The organism is Streptomyces sp. NPDC000348, from assembly GCF_042898795.1.
In the GTDB taxonomy this organism is placed as follows: Bacteria; Actinomycetota; Actinomycetes; order Streptomycetales; family Streptomycetaceae; genus Streptomyces.
On record NZ_JBIAZD010000022.1, the window covers coordinates 42562 to 60909 of the forward strand.

Genomic DNA, 18348 nt, shown 5'->3' on the forward strand with positions numbered 1-18348 from the left:
CCGTAATCGATCTTCGGGTGACGGGTGATCTGGCAGGAGCGCTGTTGCTCTAAGACGTCATCTCATTTGGTGAGTCTGCGGTAGCAGATGAGGGTGCAGGCGATGCTGGTGAAGGCGAGGAAGTGGTCGGCCTTGCGTTCGTAGCGGCGGTGGAGGCGGCGGCAGCCGGCGAGCCAGGACATGGTCCGTTCGATGGTCCAGCGGTGTCGTCCGAGCCGCTGGGTGGTCTCGATGCCTTTGCGGGCGATGCGGTGCCGGATGCCTCGCTGGGACAGCCATTGCCGCAGGTGGCGGTAGTCGTAGCCCTTGTCGGCATGGAGCCTGCCGGGCCTGCGTCGACGAGGACCCCGACGTGACCGGATCGGCGGTATGCCTTTCACGATCGGGCTCAGGGCCTGGCTGTCGTGGACGTTGGCGCCCGAGATTCCGACGGACAGGGGCAGACCGGTCCGCTCGGTGATCAGGTGGATCTTCGAGCCGTACTTGCCCCGGTCGACAGGATTCGGACCTGTCAGCTCCACCTTTTCAGGGCCCGCATGTTCACCGAGTCGATCACGCACCTCGACCAGTCCAGCTCGCCGCGGGAGCCGAGTTCGTCCAGGACCAGGCGGTGCAGCTTGGCCCACACCCGGGCCTTCGCCCACTCGGTGAACCTGCGGTGAGCCGTAGCCCCGGACGGCCCGAACGATGCTGCGGGAAGCTGCTGCCACGTGCAGCCCGACGTCGCCACGAACACGATCGCCGCCAGCACCTCACGATCACCGTGACGACGTCGGCCGCCACCCTGAGGCCGCGACGGCGCCTCCGGCGCCACCCGTTAAAAGCTCGGAGCCACCCAGCGCATCCGCCTCCGGCTCTCCTCCGTCGCGGCCGACTACACCGCCACGGCCGCCTGGAGTGCTCTGGACGCCCGCCGGCCGGACCGTGCGTACGCCTTGCTGGGGAAGGCCCTGTACCTGGCCGGGATGGCCCAGGACTCCGTGGCGGAGCCGAGGGTCTGGAACTCGTACGCCATGCTGGCCCATCAGCGCGGGGAGCACACGGAGGCCGTCGACTCCGCCCAGGCCGCGCAGGCGACCTCGATTACCAAGCGGGATCCGTTCTTCGCCTCCCTCGCCCATGCCCGTACGGCCATCGGCCACTCGAACCTCGGGGACCGCCAGGCCGCCATCCGCTCCCTGGGGCACGCCCAGGAGGCCCTGGACAAGGTGGAGCAGGACCAGCCCAGGCCGAGCTGGACGGCCTTCTACGGGCCGGCTGAGCTGACGGCCATGACGGCCATCGTCCGGGACCGGATCGGGGACCCCGCCAGGGCCGAGGCAGCCTCCCACAAGGCTCTGGGGTCGATCCCCGAGCAGTTCCGCAGGAACAGGGCCCTGGCCACCACACGGCTCGCCCTGGCCCAGCTTCACCAGCGGGACATCGACCAGGCGTGTGCTACGGCCTCCGGTGTCTTCGAGCTGATGAAGGGCTCGCCGCTGCCTGGAAGGATGCGGTCCCTCCTCGGCGACTACCACCGGGACTTGATCACTCTTGCGCCGGACGCGGCAGTCGCACGAGAGTGGGGAGACCGCTACCGAGCCGAATGGAGCCGCGCTTGAGCGCCGCCGGTCCGGTCGTTCGCCGCTTCGTGCACGCGGAGCTCCCACAGATCCGCCAGACCCTGATCGACGTGCACGCCGACGCCTACGCCGATGCGATGGATGACGAGTTCAACCAGCGTTTCCCCTGGTTCGTGGACCACTGGGGAGGTCACCCCGAGTTCACCTGCGTGATCGCCTTTGACGGGGAGGAACCGGTGGCCTTCGCCTACGGGGCCCCCGCGACCCCGAACCGTGAGTGGTGGCGCGAGCATCTTGAGCCCGCCCCGGAGAAGGACCGGACGTTCTCCTTCTCAGAGCTGGCCGTTCGTACGAAGGGGCGAAAGCAAGGTGTGGCGCACGCGCTGTCCAGGGCGCTCCTGGAAGACCGGCCGGAGGACCTCGCCGTCCTTCTGGTCGACGTCACGCACCCCCGGGTCCAGGCGCTGTACGAGTCCTGGGGCTTCAGGAAGGTCGGGGAGCGTCGGCCTTTCCCGGACTCCCCGGTGTACGCCGTCATGCTGGCCGAACTGCCGCTCTCACGCTGACCCGACCGTTCCCTCACCGTCGTTGCAGAGGGCTCAACGGACCGCCCACACGCAAAACGCCCGACTGGGAAAGTCCGGCCGAGCGTCTGCGGAGGGTCAGATCGTCGGCAGTCGCAGGGCGGTGATGTCGGCGATGAGGTCTCGCCAGGCCTTGAACTCGGTGTTCACCCGCTCCCCGTGCATCCCGAGGTATGCCATGGCCACGCCGAAGCCGTACAGCTCGTTGCGAGTGGGCAGTGGGCGGAGGACGACGTACTCCTCCAACATCACCGCCGCGCGCGGGTAGGTATCCGGGTGGTGCTGGTCATGGCCCGGGCGGATGCCGCACCGGCATCCGCCCGGGCCACCCCCTTCGCAACGTGGACCCGGCCTGCGGTTTCGTGGCACTGTCCGCTGCTCCTCGAACCGGTCGCGGAGCCGAACGGCGTTCAGCGGGGCCCTCTCCAGGACGTCGACGGTGCCGACGGGCCGGTCGTATCCGGTGTCGGACAGGGGGAGCGAGCACCCCAAATGCCCCCGTGCGGGGCCGCACGGGGGCATACGGGAGTGTCCTCCTGCGGCTCCGGGCCGCTGCCGTTCCGGCGTGGCGCACCCGGCCCCGCACGTAAAGGGCGGGTCGCCGGTCCGCCGCCGCAGGGGGAGAGGCAAGATCGTCCCGTGACACGTAGAGCGCTGGGCATGGGACCGACCGCGAGCAAGTCGGCCGCGGAGGCGACGGGGGAGAGGCTGCTGCCCGTGGAGCGGCTGTTCGGTCCGCAGAAAGCCGGGGAGACATCCGCGGGTGAGCAGCGGGCGCCCGAGGGGGTACGGCAGTCCGGTCGGCGCATGCTGCACCGTGCGCCCGAGAGGGCGGGCGACGCCCCGGACACGGCTGTGTGAGGGCTGCGGCTTCCGTCCGGGAGGGCGCCCCGAGCGTCCATCCGGCCGGCACCCGTTCGAGAAGGGGTGCCGGCCGGATGGACGGTGTCCCATGCGGTTCCTGGACTCGGACCATGATCTCTCGTCGTTCACGATCATCGGTCGTCATGCCGGCGCCGGCCGTGTCGTCCCGCTGCTCCCTCCTCGTCCGCCGCGGCGTCGGCGGTATCCAGGTCGGCTGCCGGCGGATGACCGGGCCGCCCTGCGCGGGATCATTTATGTCTTGCGCACCGGTGTGACCTGGGCGGATGTGCCGACCGAGACGATCGGCCGCAGTGGGGTGACGTGCTGGCGGCGCCTGCGGGACCGGACCGGGGCCGGCGTCTGGCCCCGCCTGCACGAGATCCTCCTCGCAGAACTCCGCAGGACGGGTCTGCTGGACATGGAGGACGCCGCGGTCGACGGCTCGCACGTCCGGGCCCTGAAAGGGGGGCTCACACCGGACCCTCGCCGGTCGACCGCGGCCGCCTCAGCAGCAAGCACCATGTGATCACCGACCGGCACGGAACACCTCTTGCGGTGTCGCCGACCGGCGGAAACCGTCCCGACGTCACCCAGCTCATGCCCCTGCTGGACGCGATCCCCCGCATCCGGGGCTTGGTGGGCAGGCCACGTCACCGACCACGGCGGCTGTTCGCCGACCGCGGCTGCGACTACGACAAGTACCGTCGTCTCCTGCGCGCTCGTGGCATCACGCCGAAGATCGCACGCAAGGGCACCGCCCACGGATCCGGCCTGGGCGAGACCAGGTGGGTCGTCGAGCGGACCTTCGCCTGGCTCCATCAGTTCAAACGCCTGCGGACCCGCTACGAGATACGGGCCGACTTCCACCTCGGACTGCTCCGACTCGCCTGCGGCATCATCTGCTTGCGACGACTTTGAATCCCCTGCCGAAACGATCGGCAGGCCGCGAGAACGCCATGGCCCACCTCTTCCGGAGACTGTGACCTATGTCATCTCTGTGAACCGCATGCGCGCGGGGACGGTCTTACGACCGGATTCCTTCGAGGAATGACGGCTGGACGCGGCGACCGTGGCCGCGCTTCCACGGGCAGCAACGGGAAAGAGGTAGGCATGAAGCTGACGGTCAAGACCGCGGTATTGGGAGCAGTCCTCGCCTCCACCGCCGTACTGGCGGCTCCGGGAACCGCATCGGCTGTTGACCCCAAGGACCCGTTCCCGGGCAACTGTTCGGAAGGGATGATCTGCTTCTACGACGGCCACAACCTCACCGGGGACAACCTGCAGCTCTTTCCGGTGCAGACCCCCAACATCGGCTGGGTGTGGAACGACCGGGCCAGCTCGGTGTGGAACCGCAGCGGCGATGAACTCTGCATCTGGACCGATGCCGACTACAACGGCCGCTCCTACCCCATCCCGGCGGGCGCGACACAGGAACTTCTCTTCCTCTACGACAACGCGGTGTCCGGCTTCTCGATCAATCAATGCGGAGGCTGAACCGGCCGGTTGACCGAACCCGCCGTCCGCCCGCGCTTCGCGGGAGGACGGCGGGATTCGGCCAGGTGGCGTCCCGTGAGACACCGTGGGCGCATTCGGCGGTGGCCGCCGGATGACCTCGCGCGGGACCGGGACTGATCGCTTCATCAGGTCTGTGGTGGGTCCTGGTGTCCCGGCCGCGTAGCGGCACGGTTCTGCAGGTGCCGGACGATCTTGCGCCTGATGACCTGGGGGAGCGCATCACCCCGCTGCTCCCGCCCCGCCCCCGGATCGCCCGCCGTGACGCTTCGCACGGCTCAGGGCCGGGCAGGACCCGCTGGGTCGCCGAGCAGGACTTCGCCTGGCTCCACCAGTCCGGACGGCTGCGCACCCGCTACGAGATACGCGCCGACCTCCGCCCCGGTCTCCTCCAACCCGCTTGCGGCATCATCTGCTCGGGACGACTCCGAACCTCGTTTTGAAACGATCAGTTACAGCGCGACGCCGACGCGCTGCGGGATGCAGGGCGTCACCGGAGTGGCGGTCCGCCTGGAGACCCCGCACGACACGGTCACCGCACGCTCCGGAGTGGGGGACCTGGTCACCCGCCGCCCGGTTCCGAAGGACGGCTACCTGCGTCTGGGCAGTACCACCAAGACGTTCGTCGCCACCGTCGTACCGCACCTGGTGGGCGAGAAGCGGCTCTCCCTCGACCAGACGGTGGAGCGACTGCTGCCCGGGGTCGTGTCAGGAGCCGGAAACGACGGACGGACCATCACCGTCCGCGACCTGCTGCAGCACACCAGCGGCCTGCCCGACTGCATCCACGACGTCTTCCCCGACCCCGGTGCACGGACCTACTTCGCCAACCGGTGGCGCGCCTACCCACCCGAAGAGCTGGTCGCCCTGGCCGTGCGCCATGAGCCCGCCTTCCCGGCTGCGGGCGCACGGTCTGCGGGCCGGCCCCAGCACCGGCTCGATCGCCGGGGTGCCCCCTGCGGGAACGCAACCGATGCGGTCGCTGGTGGCCGGACGGGAACACGGCGGACACCTTCGGATACCGGCCCACCTCAGCCCGTAGGAGGACCCGCTGTCGCAGGTGCCGCTCTGTCGGCGGCCACGCAGAGAAGGAGGCCCGAGCCGGTTCACTCGACCGCGGTGCTGACGCAGCGGAACCCGGTGTCGTTGTCGCGCATCGTGTCGTTGGCGTCGTTCGTCAGGGAAGGGGCAGCCCGCGTGAAAGGGCTCGTGAACGCGCTGCCCTTCAACTCGTGACGGCCTGGCTCCGACTCGGTGGCGCACCACTCCCAGGTGTTCCCGCACATGTCGAACACGCCGTACGGGCTCACCCCGGACCGGTAGCGGGTGACGGGGGTGGTGCGGCCCATGCCGGAGTCGAGGACATTGCACTTGGCGGCCGTCGGCGCGTCGCCCCACGGGTACGAGCGGCCCTTGGAGCCGCGAGCCGCCTTCTCCCACTGTTTGCCCGCCGGCAGCGCCTTACCGGCCCACGCGGCGTAGGCGGCCGCATCATGCCAGGTCACCCAGACCACGGGGTGGTCGAAGATGCTGTCCGGGCACCGCCCCTCCGGCCAGTGCTGCGGGACCCTGTAACCGGTGGCGCGAACGAACCGCGCGTAGTCCGCGTTCGTGGCGGGGGCGCCCCATCGTCACGGCCGGATCGAAGACGGTGACTCGTACGACGAACGAGCCGGTCAGGTCGCTGGTGGCCTGGCGGACGTAGCCGAGGACTCTCTCCGGGTCCAGCTCCGCACCCGTCACGACACGGCAGTCCTTCACCAGACGCTCCATGTGCAGGCCAAGGCCGCGTACGCGCTGGTTGTCGACGCGCATCGAGGTGAAATGGCCGTAATTGGTCAGCGCCAGAGTCAGCAGGGCATCGGGGGTAACGGGTCGTCCGTTCAATTCCGCCATGTTCTTCAGGATGGCGGCAAGGCCGGCAAATACGGGAGCCGCCGGAGGTTTTGACGACGCCTGAGTTCGCCAAAAGTTCCTTCCCCCGCCTATCTCCGACGGTGTTCTCTAAGGGCTGTCCCATAATTGACCGTTGAGATGGCCGGGACAAGGTGGGCTGATCGCCGGTGGGTCGGGCTATGCGGCCTGGAGAAGGTTGTGGAGGCGGACGATGCCGAGCACGGCGCGTGGTGGACGCCGTCGCCCTTGAGCCGGCCGGAGCGCAGCGTCCGCTCCCGCCTCGTCCGCGACGATCAGTCAAGCCGGAGCGGCTCTTCTCGATAGCAACCCGCCGCAGGCCTTGACGGACGAGATCTGACGTCGTGCCATGAGAGGACACACCGCGACGGGGGGGGATGACACGATGGCGGCAGGGGGACATGACGGACCCAGTGGCGAGCCCGAGAGCCACAATCAGGTTCCGCAGAACAGCGCTCCAAAAACCCCACTGGGCATTGGCGATTCGGTTGCCCATGTAGCTTGGATCGTCCTGGCTCTCATCGTCTTCGGGCTGATCTTGACCGCGGCATCCGGCGATTGCTCCAACTGCGACGGCAGCAACACGCCCTTGTGGCACTGATCACCGAGCTGCCCACGAACCTGGCCGCCACCGCGCTGGTCGTCACCACCGGTTCGCTGCTGCGGCGCCATCGCCGGGGCGTTGCGGTCGACGATGCGGTCGGCAGACGACTTCGACACTCCGTACAGCGGCGCCAACTGCCGCAGCGGAGGTTGGCCCGCCAGTATCCGGCGACCAGCAGGCCCCGGTCCTCCAGCGGCAGGCTTCAGGGCCGACCCTTGCGGACCGAACCTGCACCTTCCCACCGCAGCGTGGGTGGACAGCTTGCCGAACTGCCTCGGACACAACCCGGTGAACGGGGTTAAGGGGTGTCCCGTAACTGCTGGTCACAGAGAGATGATCTTGCCGTGTCTGGTGTGATCACGGCGTCGAAGCCGTCTGGATAACCCCGTTCACCGGGCTGAGCCCGCGCCAGTTCGGCAAGCTGATCACCGCGCTCCGGCGTGAGGGTGCGGATCCGGTACGCAAGGGCCGGCCCTGGAGCCTGCCGCTGGAGGACCGGGTCCTGCTGGTCGCCGCGTACTGGCGCACCAACCTCACCCTGCGCCAGCCGGCCCCGCTGTTCGGGGTGTCCAAGTCGGCGGCCGGCCGCATCATCGGCCACCTTCGGCCCGCGCTCGCGCTCCGGCAGCGCAAGCGGTTCCACAAGGACACCGTGCTCATCGTGGACGGCACCCTGGTCCCCACCCGCGACCACACCATCGCCGAGCAGTCGAAGAACTACCGGTACTCCACCAACCACCAGGTCGTCATCGACGCCGACACCCGGCTCGTCGTCGCCGTCGGCCGGCCGGTCGTCTGCCACGCCGACGAAGACGCCGAACGCGGCCGCGGCCTGTTCCTCGTCGACCGCCTCGCCGCCGCCCATGGCGGCACCTGGGGAACCAGCGACGCCGGAACCAGCACCTGGTGCACCCTCACCATCCCGGACGGCCGACCGTGACCGCGCCCGGCACCGGCCGACGCTTCACCCGCCCGGTGCGCCCGTGGACACCGTCCCTCTCCAGCGGGGAACTCGCCACCGTCTTGAACAAGCTCCGCAGCTGGAACCCGTTCGATGGCGGCGGCACGCGGCCGCCCCGGAACGACCGACAGCTGTGACGTTGGCAGACCTGCAGCAACAGAACCGGAGCGCAGGCGCCGCGGTGTGCGGCCGGATACGGCAGCCCCATGGACCCGACCGCGAGAGGTCCTCGGTGGCCTGGCCCAGGGGGCATCAAAGATTCCCTGGACGCCAACAAACTGGGAACGTTCATCCGCTGAGGGCGACGCTGCGGACGCCCGGCACTTTCCACGAGTTCGCTTGCCCGTATCACGGGTGAACCTCGGTGAGGCACGGGCGTCACCTCCGGTCGCTACGATGCGCGCCGGGGTCGCGTCCCAGAGGGCGCGGAAACGTTTCCGGAGGGGAATCACCTGTGTTCGTGCTGTCCACCATGCTGCTCATAGCGGCCGTCGTCCTCTTTCTCGTCGGCCGGCATCGGGACGTGCCGGGCTGGAAGCTCGGGGCGGCGCTCAGCGGCGTGGCGGGGCTGCTGGCGGCGACGTTCGCCTGTGTGCATGTCGTGAGTGCTTACGAAGTCGGCGTCCCGGTGACCTTCGGGAAGATCGGTACGCCGCTGACGTCCGGCGTGCACTTCAAGCCGCCGTTCACCGACGTCACGTCCTTCTCGACCCGCCCGGTCGATCTCGATCTCAACGGCAAGGACGTCGTCGAGGTCCGCTCCTCGCAGGGCGGTGTGCTGTACGCCGACGTCACCATCAAGTGGGCCGTGGTGCCGGCGAAGGCGATCGAGCTGTACCGGCTGGCGGGCAGCGAGGAGGCCGTCGAGCAGCGACTGGTGCTGCCCGACAGCCGCGAGATCATCCGCAACGTCTTCGCCCGGCACACCAGCGAAGAGGGGTACGCCTCCGCGCGCGAGCAGATCGGCTCCGAGATCGCCGGCCTCGTCAAGGAGCGTCTGGCGCCACGCGGGATCGACGTCACCACCGTCAACCTGCGCAATGTGCGGCCGTCGGACAAGCTGCAGGACCAGATCGACAAGAAGATCCAGCAGGAGCAGGCCACTGAGCGGGCCACGGAGGCGGCACGTACGGCGAAGGCGGAGGCGGAACGCAAGCGGATCGAGGCGGAGGGCATCGCCGCCGCCAACAAGATCATCGAACGCTCGCTCAGCGACAAGGTGCTGTACAACCAGTGTCTGGAGGCCTACAAGGAGGCCGCCAAAGCCAACCCGGTCTACGCGGTCCCCTGCGGCACGGACGCCAACGGCACACCGGTGATCGTGGACAGCGGCAAGAGGTGACGCCAGGCGTCGTCAGCCGGTCTGCGTCTGCTCCTCGTTGAGGAGCGGGCCGCGGTCATGCCCCTTCTTGTGGTGTGGGCGATCAGTCGTCTGACGCGGCTGGTAGGACGGTCGGGGCGTCGGTGTAGAGGGCGTCCATAAGGCGTCCAGCTGTTCGTCCAGGTCCGCGCAGATCCGGGAGACCTCGCTCTTGGATATCCCGGTGTCCGAGCCCAGGGCCTTAACCAGGTCGTCGAGCAAGAGCTTGCCCCCGATGGTGTCGTGCACGTTCGCGGCGGTGACGAGGACGGCCAGGACCAGACCGAGAGTGTCGGTGATGACGTGCCGCTTGCGTCCTTTGATCTTCTTGCCAGCGTCGATGCCCTGGCTGGCCTCGGCCACGTTTGCCGAGGTCTTCACGCTCTGCGCGTCGATCACGGCCGCGGTCGGCTGAGCGCTGCGGCCGTGGGATCGACGGGTCTTGTCGCGTAACAGGTCGTGGACCTGCTGGGTGGTGCCGTCGGCTTCCCACTTGGCGTAGTAGTCGTAGACGGTCTTGTACGGCGGGAAGTCGTGGGGCAGGTACTCCCACGGGATGCCGGTGCGGTTGACATAGAGGATGGCGTTGACGATCTCCCGCAGGTCGTGCACCCGGGCCGCCGTGCCAGGCCCGGTTCGTCTCGCCCGCCAGGCCGTGAAGAGACCGGCTCGATCAGAGCCCAGCGGGCATCGGAGACGTCACTGCGGTACTGGACGACGAGCGCTCACGCACCGTGCAACGACCGTCAACGCCGTCAGTCACACAAACATCCCAGAACGCCAACTACATGGATCAGATGCCCTCTTCGTGCCATGTTCGCGGGCGTGCGTCCTCACTTCTGCCGGGTGTGCCGGTCGATGGCGTCGAGGAACACATCCACGAGTTCGCCGGGCATGGAGTAACCCCTGACCTTTCCGAAGCCGGGGCCCTGCGCCTGGATCGGCGGCTGGATCCCGGCCGGCCACCAGCCCTCGCGGACCCCGCGCTCCAGGACGCGCTTGAGGGCGCCGCTGTGGCCGCGGAGGCTGCCGCCGTCGGTGCGGAGTTCGTCGTCGTCGACGAAACCCTCGTGCAGGGCGGCCAGTTGGACGATGCGGCGTGCCCGTGCGGGCAGGGTTCGGTAGTACTGCAGGGCGCGTTCGACGGTCCACGTCGCGTCGACGTCGACGTGGGCGGCGTGCTCCTCGAGGAGTGCGAGGAGCCGGTCCCGGAAGTCGTCGGTGGGATCGTCGACCGTGACGGTGATGCGCAAGATCTCTCCCGTACCAATAGACGTGGATTCGACGAGGACGGTAGCAGTCCCGCACGGGTGACCGCGCCTTCGGTGACGCCGAGGAGACCCCGGCCCACTGCGCGCCGCGGGGCCGCCGCGTATCCGGAGCGCCGTCAGGCGTCCAGGGAAGCCCGGAACGGTTACCTCAAGTAGCCCCGTATAATTTCCCTTATACGGGGCTATCCTGACGGAGGGGCACGTGGCCGACTCCAGCGACGTGGAAGTGGTCGACGCCGAGCTGGTCGACGAGGACGAGAGCCGGGCGCTCCCCGCCCTCGCGGAGCTGCCGACACCTCGGCCGCTCGTCGACCGGCACACTCTGCTCCGGCCGAACGCCCCGATCCCGACGACGGCCGGCCAACCGGCTTACACCGAAGCCGACTTCCGGATCTCGCAGGAGACGGCCGACCTGATCGACGGGGCACCGCCCGCCAACACCTCCCGCACGTACGGCTCCGCCCTCGGGCAGTTCAGGACCTGGTGCGCGGAGAACGGCCGGGTGCCGACGCCGTGCACCACGGCGACGTTCGTGGAGTACGTCGGGCACCTGGTGCAGCGGGACCTGGCGCCCTCGTCCGTCCAGGTCCACATGTCGGCGATCCGCTCCGCCCACCCCGACGGCCAGCAGCCCGGCACCAAGGAGGCCCGGCAGATCCTCCGCAGGCACGCCCGGGACTGGGCCCGGCGCCGCACCCCGAGGAAGGCGCCGCCGATCCGTACCGCGGCCCTGTCCGCCATGGTGGCCACCTGCACCGCGGCCGACGACCGCGAGCGGCCGAAGGCCCTGCGGGACGCCGCGCTGCTCACCCTCGGCTGGGGAATGCTGTCCCGCCGCAGCGAGCTCGCGAACCTCCTGATCGAGCACCTGGGCGTGGAGGACGACGGCGTGACCGTGCGCGTGGCGTTCTCCAAGACCGACCAAGCCGCCCATGGCGAGGACACGTTCGTACCCGCCGACCCGGACGACCCGGCCCTCTGCCCCGTCCTCCGGGTCCGCGCGTGGCTGGAGGAACTGCGCCGCCACGGCATCACGTCCGGCCCGCTGTTCCGGCACGTCACCCGCGGCGGCACCATCCGCCCACGCTCCGGGCCGCGCGGTGACTTCCTCGGCCCCGACGCGATCGGGAACATCGTCAAGACCCGCGCCCGGCTCGCCGGGGTCCAGGCTCCCGGCGGCCGTACGGTGACCGCGCACGGCCTGCGCCGGGGCCCGGCACAGGAGATCAGCGAGGCCGGCGGGGACCCGACCGCGCAGGGCCGGTGGAAGCCCGGCTCCCCGACGGTCCGCAAGCACTACATCGAGCCCGCCCGGGGCAAGACGAACAACCCCCTGCACGCCGTCCGGGCCAGGGCCCGTGCACAGAACGGCACCTGACAGCCGTCACCTCAATCGTCACGAGACGATCGGCCACGGAGGGCTCATGGGCGCACTGTCCACGGGCGGTCCCCCTCCACCATGACCAACCCGAAGATCATCCCACCCGGACAGCCAACGTGACAGCACCCAATGGCTGCCCCGCTCTCGCCCGCCTCGTCGATGTCCTCCTCGATGACATCTCCGCCCCTGCGGTACGTCCCGACAGCCCCGCGGCCCCGCGTGCCCTGTTCGAACTCCTGCGCGACGCCCCGACACGGCGAGCTACACACGAGCCCAACTGCTCGCAGCCCGAGCCGGATGACCACGTGAAGGCCCCTACGCCCGAAGAGGCCTCGTGCGCAGGGCATCCCGCTTTCCTGCCTGGAAGAGCACAGCGGGCCCTCGTGCTGAGGAACCACACCGACCTCTCGGTCTCGCGGGAGGGGGGCGGGGATTGTCTGATGCCCCATTGTGATGTGCGGGTGTACAACCCCGTGTGGATGCCGGCTGTCTGTAAGGCGCTGGAGGGATGAGCCTCCGGTGCCTTCCGTACGGAGACAGGGGATCAGGTGGGGAAGCAGATCTGGAGAGTCGTCGTGGCCGGTGGTGCGGCGGCGGCGTTCACGGCCGTGGCCGCGGTGCCGGCCGGGGCGGCCGAGGGCGGGGTCTCGTTCAGCCGTGTCCAGGTGAACGGCGGCAAGCCGATTGTGATCGGGGCGTCGGGGGAGGTCGCGGTGCCCGCCTCCTTCCGGATGACGACCACGCACAAGTGGAAGTGGCCGGCGGTGTTCCTGTACCGCAAGGGGGCCGACCGGCTGTGGCACGCCATCGAGACGAGCGACTGCGTCAAGGTGAGCTCGGGCGTCTGCGACTTCAACGAGACGATGTACTTCGACCCGAGCGTGTGGGACATGCACAACAGCGAGGCCGGTGCCTGGAAGGTCGGGGCCGAGGTGTACTTCAAGGGCGGCGGCGGGGACGTCGACGACAAGGGTCTGACGGTCCACGTCAAGCGCAACTCCCGCCTCACCGTCAACGCCTCGCCCGAACCCGTGGCCAAGGGCAAGACCATCACCGTGACCGGAAAGGTCACCCGGGCCAACTGGGAGACCAGGAAGTACGGCTCCTACGGAGGCCGCCAGGTGAGCCTGCAGTTCAAGCCCGCCGGCACCACCTCCTACACCACGGTGAAGAAGGTGTACGCGAACGGCTCGGGCAACCTCAAGACGACCGTGAAGGCCTCCAAGACGGGTACGTGGCGCTGGCTGTACAACGGAAACACCACCACCGGACCGTCGACGTCGTCCGGGGACCACGTCGTGGTGAAGTGATGTCCGCGGTGCCGGCGGGCCGGTGGGCGCCGCGCCGGCGGTAACGGCTGCGACGGTCCAGGCGCCGGGTCCGCCACGATCGCGGCGGACCCGACGCCCTTGCGTCCTGGCCGACCCCGAGCGGCCCTGTACGGGCCTCGGCGCAACATGCACCGGTGCGCCGTGCGGCCCATGAGGCCGGGTGAGGCTGATCCCTTGGAGTGGACGCCCTGACAGTGGATCTTGGTGGTCCAGGGAGGGATGTCCAGGTGGGACGCAAGTCTCCGTATCCGGAGGAGTTCCGGAAGGACGCCGTCGCGCTCTATCAGGCTGCGGGCGGCAAGCGCGCCTACGCCGCGGTGGCAGCGGATCTCGGCATCACCGCCGAGTCGCTGCGGACGTGGGTACGCAAGGAGAACGAGTCCCAGGCGGTGCGCGAGTGCCGCGGCGCCGACGTGAGCGAGGCTGAGGAGCTGGCCCGGTTGCGTGCGGAGAACGCCCGGTTGCTCAAGGCCGAGAAGGAGTGGCACCTGGAGCGCGAGATCCTGCGCCGGGCAGCGGCCTGTTTCGCCCGGGAGGTGAGGTGACACCCTGCCGCTGGGACTTCATCTCCGACAACCGAGCCGACTTCGGCGTCAAGCGGATCTGCCGTGTGCTCGGGGCGTCCCGCGCCGGCTGCTACCGCCACCTGGCCACCGAACAGGCCCGCGCCGGGCGCCAGGCCGAGGAGAAGCGGACCGTGGCCGAGATCCGCTCCATCCACGCCGAGCACCATGGCGCCTACGGCGCTCCGCGCGTCCACGCCGAGCTGCGGGCGAGGGGACGGAGGATCAACCGCAAGCGCGTCACCCGGCTGATGCGGAACAACCGCATCGTCGGCCGGCACCTGCGGAAGAAGAAGCGGACGACGATCACCGACAGGACCACGCTGCCCGTGCCGGACCTGGTGATGCGCGACTTCACCGCCGACAGGCTGAACACCAGGTGGTGCGGCGACATCACCTGCATACCTGTCGGCACGACGTGGCTCTACCTCGCCACGGTGATCGACATCTGCTCGCGGCGGGTGGTGGGCTGGTCGATCGCCGATCACATGCGCACCTCGCTGGTCACCGACGCGATCGAGATGGCCGTGGCCGCCCGCGGCGGCCGGGTGAACGGCGTCGTCTTCCACACCGACAGGGGCGCCCAGCACAGCGCGGCCGCCTTCGCCGACGTCTGCCGCCGGCACGGCATCCGCCGCAGCATGGGCCGGGTCGGCTCGAGCTGTTCCGCTGGCTTTCCTACTGCAACCGGCGCCGTCGCCACTCCGCGCTCGGCTACCGGACACCAGCCGAGTTCGAACAGCAACTGATCACCACACGTACGCTGTCACTCGTCGCATGAAACCCGGTGTCCACTCCTCGGGAGCAGCCTCACCAGCGCGATCACCCTCGTGTCTCTACTCGGAGTAGAGGAACGCGGTACAGTGCAGGCATGGCAGCAGACGAGACGAGCATCAAGGTGAGCGTGGCGGCACGTGACCGGCTGGCCCGGCTGGCGGCCGAGCACGGTACGACCATCCGCGCCCTGGTCGAGGACCTCGCGCAGGGCACCCCGACCCAGGCCGAGTACGCCGAGCGTGCCGAACTGGCCCGTGCCGAGCTCGCCTCCGCCCTCGGCAGCGCGCCGAGCGCCGAGGCCGAGGCGAAGGCGCGGGCGCTGCTGGAGCGCCTGGGCGGGACGCAGCACGCCCCGCAGGCAGCCGCGTAGTGGGGGCGATCGCGGTCGTCCTGGACCACACGACCGCCGCAGCGCTGTACGACCCGAAGGATCCGTTCAACGAGGCGGTCTCGGCCTTCTACGTCCAGGCCTCCGGAGGGCTGGGGACGCTGTACGCGCCGGTGCTGTCGCTGACGGCCGGCGACGCCGAGCGGCCCGGACTCCTCGGCTACGTCAAGGGACTGCGGTTCATCCGCATCGAGGCCTTCGACACCGACGCCGCGGTCACCGCCACCGAGCTGCTGCGCTTCGGGCACTCCTGGGCCGCCGTCCACGCCATCCACGCCGCCCGGCCCTCCAGCGCCTTTCCCGCCGGGCGCTTCCTCCTCACCCTGACCCCCAAGGCGTATGCGGGGACCGGCGTCCAGGCCGTCCACCCCGACCAGTAGGCGCCGAGCCGGGCCCGGGCGTCCTGCCGGATCGCCCCGGGCCGGCGCGGAGTGCACCGGCCGCGAGGCCCTGTCGCTCGAGGGAGCCCGACCGCCGCATGCGCATTCTCGTCCTGGGCCACACCGGTTATCTGGGCACCCATGTCGCCGGGCGGCTCGCCGCGCTGTCCGGCGCGCGGGTCCTCGGCGGCGGCCGGTCGGCCGCCGCCGACGTGCCCGTCGACCTGGCGTCCGACTCCGTGGGCCGGCTGGCCGAGGAACTGGCCTCGGCGGCGCCCGACGCCGTCGTCAACTGCGCCGGAGCGACCGGCGGCGACCCGGTGACGCTCGCGGAGGTCAACGCCCGCGGCCCGGCCGTGCTCTGCGAGGCGCTGGCCCGGGCCCGTCCCGCCGCCCGCCTGGTCCACCTGGGGTCGGCCGCCGAGTACGGTCCCGGCACGGACCGGGTCCCCGTGCCGGAGTCGGCGGCCGCCCGCCCGGTGACCGTCTACGGTGCCACGAAACTGGCAGGCACGGTGACGGTGTCCGCCTCGGGGCTGGACGCGGTGGTCCTGCGGGTCGGCAACCCGGTGGGGACCGGCGCGCCGGCCTCGGGGCTGCCCGGCCGGGTCGCCGCCCTGCTGCGGGAGACGGGTACCGGCCCCGACGCGGTGCTGCGGCTGGGCGACCTGTCGGCGTACCGGGACTTCGTCGACGTGCGCGACGTGGCGCGGGCGGTGGTGCGGGCGGTGACCGCGCCCGGCCCGCTGCCGCCCGTGCTCAACGTCGGCGGCGGGGAGGCCGTCCCGGTGCGCGACCTGGTGCACCGGCTCGCGGACATCGCCGGTTTCCGCGGGCGCGTCGAGGAACAGGGCGCCGGTTCTACCCGGTCGGAGCGGGTCTCCTGGCAGTGCTCCGACATCTCCGCCGCCGCCGAGGTCCTCGGCTGGCGGCCCACGTACTCGCTCGACCGGTCGCTGGCCGCGCTCTGGTCGGGAGGCGACCGGTCGGGAGGCGACCGTCCGGCGTGACCGTGCCGGTCCCGCCGGACGCCACCCGGGCCCGTCCGCTCCGGACGCCGCACCGTCCACCGGACTTGGCGAAGTCGCCACGTGCTGCGACGCGCCCGACGGCTTGCGCAACTCGGCCTGTACACCTTTTCGTTGTACGCCGCATGCTTCCGGAGGCGCTCGTTGGACAGGAAGGCCGGGCGTGCGCCCGCCGGACAGCGGCGGAACCGGTGCCGCCCGGTTCGTGACGGCCGCCCGGGCTGCTGCCTCCTTCTGCCCGGGACCCGTGAGCGCCTCGCAGGGAGTGTGAGAAGTGACCACAGCTGAGACCGCCGCCGGTCCGGTCGTCGTCGACGGCGAGAGCCTCACCGTCGACGCCCTGCGTCGCGTCGCGGAGTCGGGCACCCCGGTGGAGGTCCGCGCCGGCACGGTGGAGAAGGTGCTCAGGAGCCGTGCCTCGCTGGAGGACCTGATCCTTCGCGGAGTGCCCGTGCCGGGTGTCGTCGGCGGTCACGACGACGAGGGCCCGGCAGGCGTCGATGTGTCCGGGGAGTCCGAACGGCAGACGAACCTGGTGCGCAGCCACAGCGTCGGCGTCGGGCCCCTGTACGCCGAGGACGAGGCACGGGCCATGCTGACGGCGCGGCTGAACTCCCTGGCCAAGGGGTACTCGGCCGTGCGGCCGGACCTTCTCGACCGCATGGTGCTCTATCTGAACGAGGGGATAACCCCGGCCGTCCCCGAGATCGGATCACCGGGTCCGGGCGATCTCGTTCCTCTCGCCCACGTGGCGAGCACCCTGATCGGGGAAGGACACGTTCTGCACGACGGCAGGCGCCAGGAGACCCGCAGGGTCCTGGGCGGGATCGGAGTCACCCCGCTCCGGCTCGGCGTCAAAGAGGGCACTGCGCTGATCAACGGTACGTCCGGCACGGTCGGCCTGGGAGCGCTCGTAGTGGCACGGGCCCTCGACCAGGTGCGCCAGGCGGAGATCGCCTCCGCCCTCTTCAACGACGCGGTGCAGGGGCCCGGCACCCCGTTCCCGGCCGAAGGACACGACGCGGCCCGTCCTCGCCGGGGGCGGAACGACTCCGTCGCCAACTTGCGTGATCTGCTGGCGGAGGGCCGGAGGAGCGGGGAAGCGGAGCACGGGGACGCCGTGACCGGGTTCCCGGGGCCGCAGGCGTACGGGGCCTGCACGGCGCGTGCGGTGCCGCAGGTGCTGTTCGGCGCGGTCCGGGACACCCTTCGGCACGCCAAGGAGGAGCTGGAGACAGAACTCAACTCCGCGAACGACGACCCTCTCTTCTTCCCGGACGGGAAGGTCCTGTACGGCGGGAACGCGCAGGGCCAGGCCGTGGCGCTCGCCATGGAGTTCGTCACCATCGCGCTCAGCCACGTCGGCGCGCTGGTCGAACGGCAGATCGACCGCATGCTCACCCGGCACCCGGACCCCGACGTTCCGCGCTACCTCGTGACCTCGGATCCGGCACTGCACCACGGGTTCGCGGGCATCGGCCACACCGCGCGGGCCCTCATGGCGGAGAACCGGACGGCCGGCACGCAGGCCGTGACCGCCTTCGGCGACGACCGGGGGACGGCCGGCACGGGGCTCCTGGCGGCCCGCAACGCGCGGCGCGTGCTGCAGAACAACGACCGGATCATCGCCATCGACCTCCTCGCCGCCGCACAGGCCATCGACCTCTCCCGGAGATCCGACGATCTGAGCCGGGCGAACATGGCGACATACGACATGGTGCGTTCCCTGGTCCCGCCCCTCGGCGTCGACCGTTCGATGGCGCAGGACATCGAACTGATCGCCACCGCCCTCTCCCGGGGAGAGTTCCTCCACCTGCTCGCCCGGCAGGAAGGGATCGTTCTGCGCTGACGGTCCGAAGCAGGGGCGG

Annotated in this window: 16 protein-coding genes and 8 pseudogenes; 16 read left to right on the forward strand and 8 right to left on the reverse strand. The window is 70.2% G+C overall.

From position 1 onward, the window contains the following. Nucleotides 1–62: 62 nt before the first annotated feature. A protein-coding gene (locus ACFY3N_RS31570) for an IS5 family transposase (protein ID WP_390820206.1) occupies nucleotides 63–814 on the reverse strand; the annotation gives its coding sequence in 2 pieces (ribosomal slippage) (nucleotides 63–514 and nucleotides 514–814; 753 coding nt in all). A gap of 151 nt (nucleotides 815–965) precedes the next feature. Between ACFY3N_RS31570 and ACFY3N_RS31575 the strand changes: the two genes are divergently transcribed. Both ACFY3N_RS31575 and ACFY3N_RS31580 read left to right on the forward strand, forming a co-directional pair. After that, nucleotides 966–1601, forward strand: a complete 636-nt coding sequence (locus ACFY3N_RS31575; protein WP_390820207.1) for a hypothetical protein — start codon at nucleotides 966–968, stop codon at nucleotides 1599–1601. After that, on the forward strand, nucleotides 1586–2128 hold the full coding sequence (locus tag ACFY3N_RS31580; protein ID WP_390820208.1) for a GNAT family N-acetyltransferase: 543 nt from the start codon (nucleotides 1586–1588) through the stop codon (nucleotides 2126–2128). Before ACFY3N_RS31575 ends, ACFY3N_RS31580 begins: the two co-directional genes overlap by 16 nt. A 96-nt stretch (nucleotides 2129–2224) precedes the next feature. On the opposite strand, the gene ACFY3N_RS31585 is transcribed toward ACFY3N_RS31580, so the two are convergent. Beyond that, the gene (locus ACFY3N_RS31585) at nucleotides 2225–2395 is read right to left on the reverse strand and encodes a hypothetical protein (protein ID WP_390820209.1); all 171 of its coding nucleotides are present in this window, start codon (nucleotides 2393–2395) and stop codon (nucleotides 2225–2227) included. A gap of 390 nt (nucleotides 2396–2785) precedes the next feature. Here ACFY3N_RS31585 and ACFY3N_RS31590 point away from each other — a divergent pair, with 390 nt between their 5' ends. The 5 genes and pseudogenes from ACFY3N_RS31590 to ACFY3N_RS31610 form a co-directional block, all read left to right on the forward strand. After that, complete coding sequence (locus ACFY3N_RS31590; RefSeq protein WP_390820210.1) at nucleotides 2786–3007, forward strand: hypothetical protein; 222 nt, start codon at nucleotides 2786–2788, stop codon at nucleotides 3005–3007. Nucleotides 3008–3098: 91 nt separating this feature from the next. Further along, nucleotides 3099–3928 (forward strand): IS5 family transposase gene (locus ACFY3N_RS31595; RefSeq protein ID WP_390820211.1). Its coding sequence is split into 2 segments (ribosomal slippage): nucleotides 3099–3452 and nucleotides 3455–3928, totalling 828 coding nucleotides; the frame shifts between segments, so codons are not numbered across the junction. Between the two features lie 192 nt (nucleotides 3929–4120). Beyond that, a complete protein-coding gene (locus ACFY3N_RS31600) occupies nucleotides 4121–4504 on the forward strand; it encodes a peptidase inhibitor family I36 protein (protein ID WP_390820212.1) in 384 nt (127 codons plus the stop codon). Between the two features lie 260 nt (nucleotides 4505–4764). Continuing rightward, nucleotides 4765–4965 (forward strand): annotated as a pseudogene (locus ACFY3N_RS31605) (IS5/IS1182 family transposase); the annotation flags it as partial. Nucleotides 4966–4974: 9 nt separating this feature from the next. Further along, a pseudogene (locus ACFY3N_RS31610) lies at nucleotides 4975–5422 on the forward strand (serine hydrolase domain-containing protein); the annotation flags it as partial. 206 nt (nucleotides 5423–5628) lie between these two features. On the opposite strand, the pseudogene ACFY3N_RS31615 reads toward ACFY3N_RS31610, so the two are convergent. The 4 genes and pseudogenes from ACFY3N_RS31615 to ACFY3N_RS31630 all read right to left on the reverse strand — a co-directional run. After that, nucleotides 5629–6081, reverse strand: a pseudogene (locus ACFY3N_RS31615) (formylglycine-generating enzyme family protein); the annotation flags it as partial. Beyond that, entirely contained in the window at nucleotides 6014–6418 is a 405-nt protein-coding gene (locus tag ACFY3N_RS31620) for a hypothetical protein (RefSeq protein ID WP_390820213.1), read from the reverse strand. The pseudogene ACFY3N_RS31615 and the gene ACFY3N_RS31620, both read right to left, overlap by 68 nt. Nucleotides 6419–6595: 177 nt before the next feature. After that, nucleotides 6596–6684, reverse strand: a pseudogene (locus ACFY3N_RS31625) (IS5/IS1182 family transposase); the annotation flags it as partial. Nucleotides 6685–7119: 435 nt separating this feature from the next. Further along, nucleotides 7120–7324, reverse strand: a pseudogene (locus ACFY3N_RS31630) (transposase family protein); the annotation flags it as partial. 60 nt (nucleotides 7325–7384) lie between these two features. On the opposite strand from ACFY3N_RS31630, the pseudogene ACFY3N_RS31635 reads away from it, so the two are divergent. Beyond that, a pseudogene (locus ACFY3N_RS31635) lies at nucleotides 7385–7834 on the forward strand (transposase family protein); the annotation flags it as partial. A 621-nt stretch (nucleotides 7835–8455) separates the two neighbouring features. Beyond that, nucleotides 8456–9343 carry a prohibitin family protein gene (locus tag ACFY3N_RS31640; RefSeq protein ID WP_390820214.1) on the forward strand — a complete coding sequence of 296 codons (888 nt, stop codon included), beginning with the start codon at nucleotides 8456–8458 and terminating at the stop codon, nucleotides 9341–9343. Nucleotides 9344–9355: 12 nt separating this feature from the next. Here ACFY3N_RS31640 and ACFY3N_RS31645 read toward each other — a convergent pair. Together ACFY3N_RS31645 and ACFY3N_RS31650 are read right to left on the reverse strand one after the other, a co-directional pair. Beyond that, nucleotides 9356–10038: pseudogene (locus tag ACFY3N_RS31645) on the reverse strand (IS5 family transposase). Between the two features lie 156 nt (nucleotides 10039–10194). Further along, nucleotides 10195–10614, reverse strand: a complete 420-nt coding sequence (locus ACFY3N_RS31650; protein WP_390820215.1) for a hypothetical protein — start codon at nucleotides 10612–10614, stop codon at nucleotides 10195–10197. 220 nt (nucleotides 10615–10834) lie between these two features. Between ACFY3N_RS31650 and ACFY3N_RS31655 the strand changes: the two genes are divergently transcribed. The 7 genes and pseudogenes from ACFY3N_RS31655 (at nucleotide 10835) to cmdF (ending at nucleotide 18329) form a co-directional block, all read left to right on the forward strand. Further along, the gene (locus ACFY3N_RS31655; RefSeq protein WP_390820216.1) at nucleotides 10835–12010 is read left to right on the forward strand and encodes an integrase; all 1176 of its coding nucleotides are present in this window, start codon (nucleotides 10835–10837) and stop codon (nucleotides 12008–12010) included. A 551-nt stretch (nucleotides 12011–12561) separates the two neighbouring features. Continuing rightward, nucleotides 12562–13323 carry a hypothetical protein gene (locus ACFY3N_RS31660; protein WP_390820217.1) on the forward strand — a complete coding sequence of 254 codons (762 nt, stop codon included), beginning with the start codon at nucleotides 12562–12564 and terminating at the stop codon, nucleotides 13321–13323. A 248-nt stretch (nucleotides 13324–13571) separates the two neighbouring features. Next, nucleotides 13572–14688, forward strand: a pseudogene (locus tag ACFY3N_RS31665) (IS3 family transposase). A gap of 90 nt (nucleotides 14689–14778) precedes the next feature. Beyond that, nucleotides 14779–15054 carry a hypothetical protein gene (locus ACFY3N_RS31670; RefSeq protein ID WP_390820218.1) on the forward strand — a complete coding sequence of 92 codons (276 nt, stop codon included), beginning with the start codon at nucleotides 14779–14781 and terminating at the stop codon, nucleotides 15052–15054. Further along, entirely contained in the window at nucleotides 15054–15452 is a 399-nt protein-coding gene (locus ACFY3N_RS31675; RefSeq protein WP_390820219.1) for a hypothetical protein, read from the forward strand. The genes ACFY3N_RS31670 and ACFY3N_RS31675 overlap by 1 nt, the downstream gene beginning before the upstream one ends. Nucleotides 15453–15550: 98 nt before the next feature. Beyond that, on the forward strand, nucleotides 15551–16462 hold the full coding sequence (locus tag ACFY3N_RS31680) for an NAD-dependent epimerase/dehydratase family protein (RefSeq protein ID WP_390820220.1): 912 nt from the start codon (nucleotides 15551–15553) through the stop codon (nucleotides 16460–16462). Between the two features lie 292 nt (nucleotides 16463–16754). Continuing rightward, nucleotides 16755–18329, forward strand: a complete 1575-nt coding sequence (gene cmdF, locus ACFY3N_RS31685) for a tyrosine 2,3-aminomutase (protein WP_390820221.1) — start codon at nucleotides 16755–16757, stop codon at nucleotides 18327–18329. The last annotated feature ends 19 nt before the right edge of the window (nucleotides 18330–18348 follow it).

Excerpts from the sequence above, each read along its gene's own strand:
- ACFY3N_RS31585 (WP_390820209.1), bottom strand. The coding sequence starts at position 2,395 with ATGTTGGAGGAGTACGTCGTCCTCCGCCCACTGCCCACTCGCAACGAG.
- ACFY3N_RS31600 (WP_390820212.1), top strand. The coding sequence starts at position 4,121 with ATGAAGCTGACGGTCAAGACCGCGGTATTGGGAGCAGTCCTCGCCTCC.
- ACFY3N_RS31680 (WP_390820220.1), top strand. The coding sequence starts at position 15,551 with ATGCGCATTCTCGTCCTGGGCCACACCGGTTATCTGGGCACCCATGTC.
- ACFY3N_RS31580 (WP_390820208.1), top strand. The coding sequence starts at position 1,586 with ATGGAGCCGCGCTTGAGCGCCGCCGGTCCGGTCGTTCGCCGCTTCGTG.
- ACFY3N_RS31575 (WP_390820207.1), top strand. The coding sequence starts at position 966 with ATGGCCCAGGACTCCGTGGCGGAGCCGAGGGTCTGGAACTCGTACGCC.
- ACFY3N_RS31670 (WP_390820218.1), top strand. The coding sequence starts at position 14,779 with ATGGCAGCAGACGAGACGAGCATCAAGGTGAGCGTGGCGGCACGTGAC.
- ACFY3N_RS31620 (WP_390820213.1), bottom strand. The coding sequence starts at position 6,418 with ATGGCGGAATTGAACGGACGACCCGTTACCCCCGATGCCCTGCTGACT.